Source organism: Bradyrhizobium genomosp. I (2014) (assembly GCF_000261685.1).
In the GTDB taxonomy this organism is placed as follows: domain Bacteria; phylum Pseudomonadota; class Alphaproteobacteria; order Rhizobiales; family Xanthobacteraceae; genus Bradyrhizobium.
In genome coordinates this window covers 1-12,073 of sequence record NZ_AJQE01000397.1, presented here as the reverse complement: position 1 = coordinate 12,073, position 12,073 = coordinate 1, and the positions used below count along the sequence as shown (strand labels likewise).

The 12,073-nt window shown below is 64.3% G+C and carries 10 protein-coding genes; 5 read left to right on the top strand and 5 right to left on the bottom strand.

All coding sequences use genetic code 11. The features are described from left to right. Window positions 1-76 precede the first annotated feature (76 nt). From IC50_RS35075 to IC50_RS35065, 3 genes are all read left to right on the top strand, one after another. Complete coding sequence (locus IC50_RS35075; protein WP_035715891.1) at window positions 77-895, top strand: ABC transporter permease; 819 nt, start codon at window positions 77-79, stop codon at window positions 893-895. A gap of 121 nt (window positions 896-1,016) precedes the next feature. Continuing rightward, window positions 1,017-2,345 (top strand): polyhydroxyalkanoate depolymerase, encoded by a 1,329-nt coding sequence (locus tag IC50_RS35070; protein ID WP_035715889.1) that lies wholly within the window; start codon window positions 1,017-1,019, stop codon window positions 2,343-2,345. A gap of 311 nt (window positions 2,346-2,656) precedes the next feature. Further along, on the top strand, window positions 2,657-3,496 hold the full coding sequence (locus IC50_RS35065) for a M48 family metallopeptidase (protein WP_035715887.1): 840 nt from the start codon (window positions 2,657-2,659) through the stop codon (window positions 3,494-3,496). A gap of 291 nt (window positions 3,497-3,787) precedes the next feature. On the opposite strand, the gene IC50_RS35060 is transcribed toward IC50_RS35065, so the two are convergent. After that, window positions 3,788-6,004 (bottom strand): transglycosylase domain-containing protein, encoded by a 2,217-nt coding sequence (locus IC50_RS35060; RefSeq protein WP_035715885.1) that lies wholly within the window; start codon window positions 6,002-6,004, stop codon window positions 3,788-3,790. A 169-nt stretch (window positions 6,005-6,173) separates the two neighbouring features. On the opposite strand from IC50_RS35060, the gene IC50_RS35055 reads away from it, so the two are divergent. Further along, entirely contained in the window at window positions 6,174-6,599 is a 426-nt protein-coding gene (locus IC50_RS35055; protein ID WP_035715884.1) for a DUF1330 domain-containing protein, read from the top strand. Window positions 6,600-6,742: 143 nt separating this feature from the next. Here the strand turns inward: IC50_RS35055 and IC50_RS35050 are convergent, their stop codons facing one another. The 3 genes from IC50_RS35050 to IC50_RS35040 form a co-directional block, all read right to left on the bottom strand. Further along, window positions 6,743-8,377 (bottom strand): alkaline phosphatase family protein, encoded by a 1,635-nt coding sequence (locus tag IC50_RS35050; RefSeq protein ID WP_035715883.1) that lies wholly within the window; start codon window positions 8,375-8,377, stop codon window positions 6,743-6,745. Window positions 8,378-8,625: 248 nt separating this feature from the next. After that, the gene (obgE, locus tag IC50_RS35045; protein ID WP_035715881.1) at window positions 8,626-9,666 is read right to left on the bottom strand and encodes a GTPase ObgE; all 1,041 of its coding nucleotides are present in this window, start codon (window positions 9,664-9,666) and stop codon (window positions 8,626-8,628) included. Between the two features lie 85 nt (window positions 9,667-9,751). After that, window positions 9,752-10,237, bottom strand: coding sequence for a MaoC family dehydratase (locus tag IC50_RS35040; protein ID WP_035715879.1), 486 nt, complete (start codon window positions 10,235-10,237; stop codon window positions 9,752-9,754). A gap of 262 nt (window positions 10,238-10,499) precedes the next feature. Between IC50_RS35040 and IC50_RS35035 the strand changes: the two genes are divergently transcribed. Then, window positions 10,500-11,414 carry a DMT family transporter gene (locus IC50_RS35035; protein WP_035715878.1) on the top strand — a complete coding sequence of 305 codons (915 nt, stop codon included), beginning with the start codon at window positions 10,500-10,502 and terminating at the stop codon, window positions 11,412-11,414. A 171-nt stretch (window positions 11,415-11,585) separates the two neighbouring features. On the opposite strand, the gene IC50_RS35030 is transcribed toward IC50_RS35035, so the two are convergent. Next, window positions 11,586-12,073 (bottom strand): GNAT family N-acetyltransferase (locus IC50_RS35030; protein ID WP_035715876.1); only part of this gene is annotated, 488 nt, incomplete at its 5' end.

Genomic DNA, 12,073 nt, shown 5'->3' with positions numbered 1-12,073 from the left:
TCGTCGCAAGGGCTCCTCGCAATGACGTCTTGGATAGACCGCGCGCGGCATTTCAATCGGTTTACGCGAGGGTGCAATGACCGAGATCGCCCTCCACCGCGGCATATCCCTCCCTCGCATCGGCGCGATGATCCTGCGCTATTGGTACCTCCTGCTGTCGTCCTGGCCGCGGCTGCTCGAGCTGCTCTACTGGCCGGCGCTGCAGGTCGTCACCTGGGGCTTCCTCCAGCTCTACATCGCCGAAAACGCCAGTTTCTTCGCGCGCGCCGGCGGCACGCTGATCGGTGCCGTCATCCTCTGGGACATCCTGTTCCGCGGCCAGCTCGGCTTCTCCATCTCGTTCCTGGAAGAGATGTGGGCGCGCAACCTCGGCAATCTCATGATGAGTCCGCTCAAGCCGATCGAGTTTCTGCTGTCGCTGATGGTCATGAGCCTGATCCGGCTCGCGATCGGCATCATCCCGATGACGCTGCTCGCGCTGTTCCTGTTTCACTTCAACGTCTATGCCCTCGGCCTGCCGCTGATCGCGTTCTTCTGCAACCTGATCTTCACGAGCTGGTCGGTCGGCATCTTCGTCTCGGGCCTGGTGCTGCGAAACGGCCTTGGCGCCGAGAGCATCGTCTGGACCCTGATGTTCGCAATCCTCCCGCTGGCCTGCGTCTATTATCCCGTCAGCGTGCTGCCCGCCTGGCTGCAATACGTCGCCTGGGCGTTGCCGCCGACCTACGCCTTCGAGGGGATGCGCGCGCTCCTGATCGAGCAAGCCTTCAGGACCGATCTGATGCTGGAGGCGTTGGCCATCAACGCAGTGCTGCTGGTTGCATCTTTTGGGGCATTCCTTGCCCTATTGCGCAGCGCCAGGAAACACGGCTCGCTGCTGTCGGCCGGCGAATAACCTCACTTTCCCGTGGATTGAGTCTGATTTCGCCGCTTCGGCTACGTAGATGTACGGAACCATGCATTGACGCAATATTACGCATTCGGCAGTATGTTGCGATGCGAAGAGGAATTTGACGATGCCCATTGGTGAGTTCGGCGGCGCCCCGCCCCTGGCTGCAGAAGGCAGTCCGGTCCTGACGACGCCGATGTACTGGATGTATGAGATGGCGCATGCCTCTCTCAATCCGGCACGTGCGGTCACGGACGCGACCAAGCTGCTGTTTCAGAATCCCCTCAATCCCTGGGCGCGTACCGAGGTCGGCAAGTCGGTCGCCGCAGCCTGCGAATTGTTCGAGCGCACCACGCGCCGCTACGGCAAGCCGGAATGGGGTCTCGACGACACCGAGGTCAACGGCATCCGCGTCCCCGTCGAGGTTCGCTCGGTCTGGGAAAAGCCGTTCTGCAGGCTGCTCTACTTCGATCGCAAGTTCGCCCGCCCGCTGCGCAGCCCGCAGCCGCGCGTGCTGATCGTGGCCCCGATGTCCGGCCACTATGCGACGCTTCTGCGCGGTACGGTGGAAGCTTTCCTGCCGGCGCACGAGGTCTACATCACCGACTGGGCCGATGCCCGCATGGTCCCCTTGAGCGAAGGCCGCTTCGATCTCGACGACTATATCGACTACGTCATCGAGATGCTGCACGTCCTCGGCGGCAACACTCATGTGATGGCGGTGTGCCAGCCCTCGGTGCCGGTCGTCGCGGCCGTCTCGATCATGGAGGCGCGGCGCGATCCGTTCGTGCCGACCTCGATGACGCTGATGGGCGGCCCGATCGACACCCGCCGCAATCCGACCGCAGTGAACGACCTCGCGCAGGAGCGCGGTATCGACTGGTTCCGCAACCACGTCATCACCAAGGTGCCGTTCCCGCATCCGGGCATGATGCGCGACGTCTATCCTGGATTCCTGCAGCTCAACGGCTTCATCAGCATGAATCTCGACCGGCACATGGATGCCCACAAGCAGCTGTTCGCCAATCTGGTGAAGGGTGACGGCGACCTCGTCGACAAGCATCGCGACTTCTACGACGAATATCTCGCGGTGATGGATCTCTCGGCCGAGTATTACCTGCAAACCGTCGACACCGTGTTCGTGAAGCACTCGCTGCCGAAGGGCGAGATGACCCATCGCGGAACCCGCGTTGATCCCTCCAAGGTCAAGCGCGTCGCATTGATGACGGTCGAAGGCGAGAACGACGACATCTCCGGCCTCGGTCAGACCGAAGCAACGCATGGTTTGTGCAACTCGATCCCCGATCATCGCCGCGTTCACTACGTCCAGAAGGGCGTCGGACATTACGGCGTGTTCAACGGATCGCGTTTCAAGTCGGAGATCGTGCCGCGGATTCACGACTTCATGGTTTCGGCTGCGAATCCGAGCTCGTTACAGGCCCTCGCGGCCGAATAGAGCGTTTTCGAGCGAAGTGGCGGCCGGTTCGCGTGAAGAAAACGCGCCAGAATGAGAATCTGGAGCGTTCCGATTTTCATCGAAGCGGCTCCAGCCGCGGATTTCGGCTTTCCCGCCGAATTTCAGCCCATGCCGGAGCCTCCGGCGGGGGGCAAGTTTCTGTCAGATTCACGGTAATTAGGTAGCTTTGTAGGAGTGAGTCCGTCCTCACCCCTTGGGGGTGTCGCATGCGTCCAGCGAGGGCGAAAAAAGCGGGTTCCAACCCCAGTCTGTAGGGTCTCCCGGACGCCCGACCGCTGTATATTGGGCAAATGATTTGTTTTTGCGCCGAGCGCTTTCCCTGGCGGCGGTTATGGCAGAATCCGGGCGAACTCCTGCTTCCCGGACTGACAGACATGGCCACTCGCGCACTCCTCTATCGGCGCCCCCACGAACCGAAGACCCTCGTCATCACCCACGGATCGCAATTCTTTGCCATCCGCTTGCGTCGGCACAGACGCGCGCGCCGCTACACGCTCAGAATTCATCCGAGCGACCGCGAGGCCATCCTCACGATGCCGCCGCGCGGCACGCTCGCCGATGCCAAGGACTTCGCGCAGCGCCACGGCGCCTGGATCGCCGCGCGTCTCGGCCGCCTGCCGAAGGCCGCGCCGTTCCAGCCGGGCACGGTGATACCGCTGCGCGGCACACCCCATCGCATCGTTCATCGTGCCGGTCAGCGCGGCACGGTGTGGACCGAGATGCGCGACAGCGGCGAACGCATCCTCTGCGTCGCCGGCGGGCTCGAACATGTCGACCGCCGCGTCAGCGACTTCCTCAAGCGCGAGGCGCGCCGCGACTTGCAGCGCTCGGCGGAAGCCTACGCGGCCGAGCTCGGCGTCAGGGTCAAGCGCTTGTCGATCCGCGACCAGTCCAGCCGCTGGGGCTCCTGCACCTCGGCCGGCTCGCTGTCGTTCTCCTGGCGCCTGATTCTCGCGCCGCCCTTCGTGCTCGACTATCTCGCCGCCCACGAAGTCGCTCATCTCGTCGAGATGAATCACTCGGCGCGGTTCTGGCGCGTATGCGGCAAGATCTGCCCGTCGATGGAGCGCGCCAAGAAGTGGCTCGACACGCATGGCAACGATCTGCACCGCTATGGGGTCGAGGATTAAGGCTGAGCTGGAAATCAAAGTTCCACTGTTGCCTCATCTGACGCTGTCATCGCCCGCCTTGTGGGCTCTCGCGCACGCGAGCGGGCGATCCAGCATTGCAGAGGCGTTGGTCGTCGAGCCGAGACGACGCGGCGCACTGGATTCCCCGCCGTCGCGGTGAATGACAGCGCAGCGCGCGCTTCAGGCGTCTGTGCGGTCTGCGCAAGCCGTTGATTTCGCTATCCTCGGCTACTGTGCATGGGGTTGTTTTCGCAGTTCTTGTTTCGAGGTCATCGAGGCCTCGGGCAGAATCTATCGGTTTCCGCCAAACAGCCGGTCCATCAGCCAGCCATCGAGGCCGGCCGCAGCCTCCGGCCGCACATTGGTGCGCGTGGGCGGCGGCGGGCGATAGCCGCCAGCGCTTGCCGCTGCCGGTCCCGGTGCTGCTGTTGGCGGCGACACCTGCGATGCTGCTTGCGCGAGGTTCGACAGGCCCCAGCCGCCCGGTGAACTCGGCAGGTTCGCGACCGGCACGCCCTCGTGCGCCGTCTTCATGAAGCGCGACCAGACTTCCACCGGCAGGCCGCCGCCGGTCGCCTTCTTGGTCGGCGAGTTGTCGTCATTGCCGAGCCAGACGCCGGTGACGAGGTTGGCGGTGTAGCCGATGAACCAGGCGTCGCGGTAATCCTGGCTGGTGCCGGTCTTGCCGGCCGCCGGCCAGCCGGGGATTTCCGCCTTCCTGGCGGTGCCTGATATCAGCGTCTCCCGCATCATCGCGTTCATCATGCCGACATAGCGGGGATCGATGACCTGGTTGCGTTCCTCAGGCTGGCGCATGTAGAGCAGCTTGCCACTGAGCGTCCTGATCCGCGTCACGACATGCGGCGTCACCGCAACGCCGCCATTGGCGAAGGGCGCATAGGCGCCGACCAGCTCGACCATGGAGACTTCGGAGGTACCCAGCGCGATCGAGGCATTGGGTTCGAGCTTGGAGGAGATGCCGAGCCGGTGCGCGGTGCGCACCACGTTCTTCGGTCCGACCTCGAGGCCGAGGCGGATGGCGACCGTGTTGAGCGACATCGCCAGCGCCTGCGTCAGCGTCACCGCGCCGAAATATTCATGGGTGTAGTTCTCGGGCTTCCAGCCCTTGACCTCTATGGGAGCGTCCTGGCGGACGGTATCGGGCGTCAGACCCTGCTCGAGCGCGGTGAGGTACACGAACGGCTTGAAGGAGGAGCCCGGCTGGCGCTTGGCCGTCACCGCGCGGTTGTACTGGCTCTCGGAATAGTTCCGTCCGCCGACCATGGCGCGCACGGCGCCGTCGGGCGTCATCGCCACCAGCGCGCCCTGGCTGACATTGAACTTCACGCTCTTGGCCGCGAGCTCGTCGATGATGGCGGCTTCCGCCACACTCTGCAGCTTCGGATCGATCGTGGTCTCGACCTTGATGCTCTCGTCGATCTGCCCGACCAGGTCGTCCAGCACCTCGCCGATCCAGTCGGCGACGTAGTTGACCGTGCCGGCGCCGACCGGCTTCACACTGTAGGAGGGATGGCCGATCGAGGCCTGCGCCTGCGCTTCGGTGATGAATTTCGCATCCGCCATCGCCGCGAGCACGACTTGCGCGCGCGCTTCGGCGCCTTCGGGATTGCGGTTCGGCGCAAGGCGCGAGGGCGACTTGACGAGGCCGGCCAGCATCGCGGCCTCCGCGATCGTCACGTTCTTCGCCGACTTGCCGAAATATTTCTGCGCGGCAGCTTCGACGCCATAGGCGCCGGAGCCGAAATAGACGCGGTTGAGATAGAGTTCCAGAATTTCGTTCTTGGAGTGCTTGCGTTCCAGCCAGATCGCGAGCTCCGCCTCCTGCAGCTTGCGCTGCATGGTGCGTTCCTGGGTCAGGAACAGATTCTTGGCGAGCTGCTGTGTCAGCGTCGAGCCGCCCTGCGAGACGCCCCGGTGGAGCACGTTGGTGACGAGGGCGCGCAGGATGCCGACGGGATCGATGCCGAAATGCGAATAGAAGCGGCGGTCCTCGATGGCGATGAAGGCCTTGGGCAAGTAAGGCGGAAGGTCCTTCAGCGCGACGTTGGCGCCGGCCATCTCGCCGCGCTGAGCCAGCATGCTGCCGTCGATCCCGACGATCTGGATCGTCGGCGGCCGCTTGGGAATTTCCAGCGACTGGATCGGCGGCAGATGAGCGCCGACATAGATCACCACGCCGATCACGGCGATGACACCCCACAGGCTCAGCACCGCGCCCCAATAGACCAGGCGGCCGAGGCCCACGCCGAAACGCGACTTCGACCGGCGCTTGGCGCCGCTGCGGCCAGCCGGCGCCTTGCGCTCGCGCGGCGGCTCGTCGCCGGAATCCCCTGCCTTGCGCTTGGTGGAGGCCTTGGCTGATTTCCTCGGCTTGTCGTCAGCCGCGTTGGGGATGCGGTCCGCTGCCGTCAGGCGCAGATCGGCGAGCGCGGCAGGCAAGCCGAACAACGGCTCCTTCCGCCCACCCTTTTTCTTTCCCCACGCCATACGCAAATACGCCCGGTCAGCCCGCCCCGCCGCACGCTAGCGGTCGCTGTTTAAGGCCCGGTTACCCCGGCGTTAACGCGCGATTAGGAGATGCGGCATTCGCCCGCCGCAGTTCCGCTTTCGGGACGGCAAGGCTAGGATCGCCGCCGCAAAACAAGAGGAAACCCGCATGGGCCATATCGATCCGACCAAGGAGATCTTCGCGCAATTCCGGGAGAACGACCGCCCGGGCCCGATCCACATGCTCAACCTGGTGCGCCTGCGGAAAGAAGCGGCCTATCCCGATGGCCGCAAGGCCAGCGGCGCGGAAGCCTATGCGGCCTATGGCCGCGAAAGCGGCCCGGTGTTCGAGCGCCTCGGCGGACGAATCATCTGGCAGGGCAAATTCGAGCTGATGCTGATCGGCCCGCAGGAGGAGCGCTGGGACCATTGCTTCATCGCCGAATATCCCAGCGTCGCCGCCTTCGTCGAGATGATCCGTGATCCCGTCTATCGCGAAGCGGTGAAGCACCGCCAAGCCGCGGTGGAGGATTCGCGGCTGATCCGGCACGCGGTGCTGCCGGTGGGGAAGAATTTTGGAGAGATACCCACCTGAACGCCACGCAGCGAATCTCTCTCCATATCCCCTCATCCTGAGGGGCTTGCGAAGCGGGCGTCTCGAAGGATGAAAGACCCGGCTGTTGCAGCGGAGCCTGCATGATTGGAGACGGCGCCGCCGCGCCTCCCCGCCATGAGGGGCTATATCTTCGCGCGTTGCGCGATGCCGTCTTTGATGGCCGCAAGCTCTTTTTCGTCCCAGATGCCGATCAGAATGCCGCCCTTTACCTGCAGCTGGCTGTCCGCATAGGCCGCGATCTTCTCGCGCGGCGTGGTGATGTGGCCGCTCGGATGCAGCGCCCAGTCGAACAACTCGGACTGGAGGCGCGCGATGATGCCAGCGCATTCCGGATCGTCGCCGCGATCCAGATACTCTTCCGGATCGGTTTCGAGATCGTACAGCATCGGGCGGAAACCGGAGGCGTGGATATATTTCCAGCGGCCGTCGAACACCATGAACAGGCGGCAGCGTTCGATCGGTTGGTTCAGTTTCAGCCGGACGTCCTGCATGGCGTAGTCGTATTCGGAGAATGCGACCTTACGCCAGCCGCCTGGCGTCCGCCCGCGCAGCAGCGGCAGCAGCGAACGTCCTTCCAGAATGTGTCCCGGCACTTTGCCGCCGAAATAATCGACGAAGGTTGGTGCAAGATCGATCGCCTCGACCAGCGCGTCGCTGCGCGTGCCGCGCATGGCGTCGGCCTCCTTCGAAGGATCGATGACGATCAGCGGGATCTTCGCCGACTGTTCGTGGAACAGGTCCTTCTCGCCCATCCAGTGATCGCCGAGATAATCGCCGTGATCGGAGGTGAACACGATCATGGTCGTTTCCAGGAGATCGCGCGCCTCCAGGAATTTCATCAGCGCGCCCATCTGGTCGTCGATCTGGGTGATCAGGCCCATATAGGTCGGGATCACCTTTTCGCGGGCCTCGTCGCGCGCCATGTTGCGGGAGTAGCGCATGTCCATATAGGCGCCGAACACCGGATGCGGATTCTGGCGCTCGCGCTCGGAGCGGATCACCGGAATCATGTCGTCGGTCGAATACATGCTGGCATAGGGCTCAGGCGCGATATAGGGCCAGTGCGGCTTGATGTAGGACAGATGCAGGCACCACGGCCGGCCGTCGGTCTCGGCCTCGCTGATGAAATCCATCGCGCGCCGCGTCATGTAGGGCGTCTCGGAATGCTCGTCCGGCACGCGCGCGGCCTTGTCGGCATGCACCAGCAGCCAGCCGTTCTGCAAGGAGCCATCGTTGGCCGCGCCTGAATTGGCCCAATGCTCCCAGGGATTGGGCGCTTCGAAGCCATGCCGGCGCAGATATTCATCGTATTTCGGCCGCGGCCGCCCCGTGGGATGCAGGCCGTCGTCGCGCTCATAGGGCTCGAAGCCGCATTCGGCCACATGCACGCCGATGACCGATTCCGGCGGGATGCCGAGCGCCTTCATGCCTTCGATATCAGGCGCCATGTGGGTCTTGCCGACCAGCACGTTGCGGACGCCGATCTTCTTGAGGTGATCGCCGAGCGTGGGCTCGCCGACACGCAGTGGCCAGCCGTTCCAGTGCGAGCCGTGCGAGCGCATGTAGCGGCCGGTATAGAATGACATCCGCGACGGGCCGCAGATCGGCGACTGCACATAGGCGTTGGTGAACAGCACGCCGCGCTTCGCCATCGCGTCGATGTTCGGTGTCTTCAGCGTGGGATGGCCGGTGCAGCCGAGATAGTCATAGCGGAGCTGGTCGCACATGATCCAGAGAACGTTCTTCGCGCGCGCCATGCGTCATCCCTGTCGTTTCTTGATTGTTGGATGCTGCGCTATTGGGGCGATGAAGACAAGCCAGTGATGCGCTTGTCCGCAGCCATACACTCCCTTGTCGTCCCTGCGAAAGCAATGCGAAAGCAGGGACCCATAACCACAGGGAGTGGTTTGGCGAAGATTCGTCGTTCGGTACTGCGACCGTGCCCAGCCGAAAGATTACGCGGTATGGGTCCCCGCGTGCGCGCGGACGACGTTGGGAAGAGAGACTAGGCCGACCACGGTTCGGCTTCCGCCGCGCTCTTCGCCTTCGCCGACACCGGGGCCTCGCCGATCACCTCGACGAGCGCACGCAAGGCTTCCTTCACACCCTGACCGGTCGCGCCGGAGAGCAGCAGCGGCGTCTTCCTGGCGGCGCGCTTGAGGCGGTCCTTTTGCTTCTTGAGCTCGTCCGGCTCGACCGCGTCGATCTTGTTCAGCGCGACGATCTCGATCTTGTCAGTGAGCTGTCCGCCATAGGCATCGAGCTCCTTGCGCACGGTCTTGTAGGCCTTGCCGGCGTGCTCGCAGGTGGCGTCGACGAGATGCAGCAGCACGCGGCAACGTTCGACGTGGCCGAGGAAGCGGTCGCCGAGGCCTGCGCCTTCATGCGCGCCCTCGATCAGACCGGGAATATCCGCCAGCACGAATTCGCGGCCGTCGGCATTCACGACGCCGAGCTGCGGATGCAGCGTGGTGAAGGGATAATCGGCGATCTTCGGCTTCGCCGCGCTGACCTTGGAGAGGAAGGTCGACTTGCCGGCATTGGGCAGGCCGACGAGACCGGCATCGGCGATCAGCTTCAGCCGCAGCCAGATCCAGCGCTCCTCGCCGGGCTGGCCGGGATTGGCGTTGCGCGGCGCGCGGTTGGTCGACGACTTGAAATGCGCATTGCCGAAGCCGCCATTGCCGCCCTCGGCCAGCACGAACTTCTCGCCGACCTTGGTGAAGTCGTGGATCAGCGTCTCGCGATCCTCGTCGAAGATCTGCGTGCCCACCGGGACCTTGAGCACGATGTTCTTGCCGTTGGCGCCGTGACGGTCCGAGCCCATGCCGTTCTCGCCCTTCTGGGCCTTGAAGTGCTGCTGATAGCGGTAGTCGATCAGCGTGTTGAGGCCGTCGGCGACCTCGATGATGACGTTGCCGCCGCGGCCGCCATTGCCCCCGGAAGGGCCGCCGAACTCGATGAACTTCTCGCGGCGGAACGCCACGCAGCCGTTCCCGCCGTCACCGGAGCGGATATAGACCTTTGCTTCGTCGAGGAATTTCATGGGCCATAGGTAGGCCAGCCGGTCCCGCGCGGCAACCCGGATTGACCCGCAAATTGGCGGAATTTCAGCGATCTTGGGGCCGTGCTTAACTCGCCGCTGGCCGCCGCCTGATCAGGAATTTCTGCGTGCCCTCCAGCACCAGCTCCTTGCGCTGGTTGAACACGGTGCTCCGAAGCGTCACCGCACCCGTCGTGCGTCCTGGCGAGAGTTCGGTGACTTCCAGCGCCGGATAGATCGTGTCGTCGGCAAAGACGGGTTTCAGGAATCGGCTCGTTTGCTCGAGGAAGCCGACCAGGGAATCCTCGACCATGAACGGAAACAGGCCGGCACCCGGCGCGGTGTGGATCAAGGTCTGGAAGCCGTGGGCGAGCAGATGCGGCATGCCGCGGCTGCGGCAATACTCCACGTCATAGTGCACCGGATGGGTGTCGCCGCTCGCGGTCTGGAATGCGGCGAACACCGCCGAGGTCTGGGTTCGGCTCGGCAGCACGAAACGTTCGCCGACGACGAAATCCTCAAACCAGCGCTGCTCGGGGATCATGCGATGCTGGGTGGGGTCGAAATCGGTCATGCGGTTGCTCTTTCCTTAGCGGGCAGCCTATCGCTACCGCGATGCGAAGAGTGCGACAATCCGTTCAATTCGGCTTGCGCGGGCTTGTCGCGGTCGCTCACGTCATTAAAACGACCGCAAGCGACACTACCAGCCGATTCCTGACGCTCTCTCCGCCGTCATTGCGAGCGCAGCGAAGCCATCCAGACTGCCGCCGCGGAAAGATTCTGGATTGCTTCGCTGCGCTCGCAATGACGAGCCTCTCAGATCCAGACTCGTTTCAATGCCCCTCCTCAAGTCTCTCTCCGCCTATGACGACCGCTCCGCGCGCCTCGCCGGCATCGCACTCATGGTGCTGTCGATCTTCATGTTCTCGTTCGGCGACGCCATGGGCAAGTTCCTGGTGGGCACTTACTCGGTGGGGCAGCTCCTGTTCCTGCGCGCCTGCGCGGCGCTCCTGCTGCTGTCACCGCTGATCTGGAAGCAGCGACGCCAGTTCCTGCATCTGGAGCGGCCGGGCCTGCAGCTGTTCCGTGTCGTGCTGTCGACGCTGGAGGTGGCCGCCTTCTTCCTTGCCACGGTCTATCTGCCGCTCGCCGACGTCATCACCTATTATCTGGCAGGTCCCATCTTCGTCACCGCGATGTCGGCGGTGTTCTTGCGCGAGCGGGTCGGCTGGCGGCGCTGGAGTGCGATCCTGATCGGCTTCTGCGGCGTCTTGATCGCGCTGCGCCCCTCCGCGCAGACGGTCAGCCTGCCGGCGCTGATCGCGCTCGGCGGCAGCCTGTCCTTCGCGACCCTGATGCTGATCACCCGCAGCCTGCGCAAGACGCCCGACATTGTGATGGCGTCGTCGCAATTCGTCGGCACGTTCTCGCTGGGCGCGGTGCTGTCGGCCTTCAACTGGGTGCCGCCGACCCCCGGCAGCCTCGTGATCTTCGCTGCCGCCGGGCTCATTTCGGTGACGGCGCTGTTCTGCGTCAACCGCTCGCTCAAGCTCGCGCCGGCGAGCGTCGTCGTGCCCTACCAATATTCGATGATCGTCTGGGCCGTGATCTTCGGCTTCGTCGTGTTCGGCGACGTCCCGTCCATCGCAACGCTCGTCGGCGCCGCCATCATCATCGGCGCCGGGTTCTACATCTACCTGCGCGAACGCGATCTCGGGCGGGAGAGTGCCGAGGTCAATCCGCCGGCGTAGCTCTTACCCTCCCCTGGAGGGCGAGGGTCGATCGCGCGCAGCGCGAGCGGGGTGGGGTGATCTCTCCACCTCGAGCACTGCTTCCGCTGAAGACTGTCACCCCATCTCACATTTCGCTGCGCTCAACGTGAGCCGACCCTGCCCCTCCAGGGGAGGGTGGTCAGCCGCGCCTTACCTCACCCGTCGCGCGCTGCTCCAGCTCTTCAGCGACGCCCACACGCCGCGCGAGAGGCGGAAGCAGTCGACGGGCGTCGAGGAGCCCAGCGCCAGGAAGCGGTGCAGCTGGACGCCGCTCCACTGGAAGCCGCACTTCTCCAGCACCTTGCGCGAGGCCGGATTGGTGACGCGCGCACCGGCATGGAGATGCTCGTCCTCGAACTCCTCGAAGAAGAAGTCGATCGCACCGCGCGCGGCCTCGGTGGCAAAGCCCTGGCCCCAGTGATCGACGCCGAGCCAATAACCGAGCTCGGCACTATCGGGCTTCGAGCAGTCGATCCCGACCATGCCGACCGGCCCGCTATCGTGCTCGATCAGGAACACCGTCTCGCTGCCGAGCTCGGCGGTGGCGCGGATGAATTCGGCGGCATCGTCCTGCGAATAGGGATGCGGCAGGCGCCGCGTGTTCTCGGCGACACGGCGGTCATTGGCGAGCCGGGCGA

What these genes read in the sequence shown, in the direction of transcription:
- IC50_RS35075 (WP_035715891.1), top strand. Translation starts at nt 77, where the DNA reads ATGACCGAGATCGCCCTCCACCGCGGCATATCCCTCCCTCGCATCGGC.
- IC50_RS35070 (WP_035715889.1), top strand. Translation starts at nt 1,017, where the DNA reads ATGCCCATTGGTGAGTTCGGCGGCGCCCCGCCCCTGGCTGCAGAAGGC.
- IC50_RS35065 (WP_035715887.1), top strand. Translation starts at nt 2,657, where the DNA reads ATGATTTGTTTTTGCGCCGAGCGCTTTCCCTGGCGGCGGTTATGGCAG.
- IC50_RS35060 (WP_035715885.1), bottom strand. Translation starts at nt 6,004, where the DNA reads ATGGCGTGGGGAAAGAAAAAGGGTGGGCGGAAGGAGCCGTTGTTCGGC.
- IC50_RS35055 (WP_035715884.1), top strand. Translation starts at nt 6,174, where the DNA reads ATGGGCCATATCGATCCGACCAAGGAGATCTTCGCGCAATTCCGGGAG.
- IC50_RS35050 (WP_035715883.1), bottom strand. Translation starts at nt 8,377, where the DNA reads ATGGCGCGCGCGAAGAACGTTCTCTGGATCATGTGCGACCAGCTCCGC.
- obgE (WP_035715881.1), bottom strand. Translation starts at nt 9,666, where the DNA reads ATGAAATTCCTCGACGAAGCAAAGGTCTATATCCGCTCCGGTGACGGC.
- IC50_RS35040 (WP_035715879.1), bottom strand. Translation starts at nt 10,237, where the DNA reads ATGACCGATTTCGACCCCACCCAGCATCGCATGATCCCCGAGCAGCGC.
- IC50_RS35035 (WP_035715878.1), top strand. Translation starts at nt 10,500, where the DNA reads ATGCCCCTCCTCAAGTCTCTCTCCGCCTATGACGACCGCTCCGCGCGC.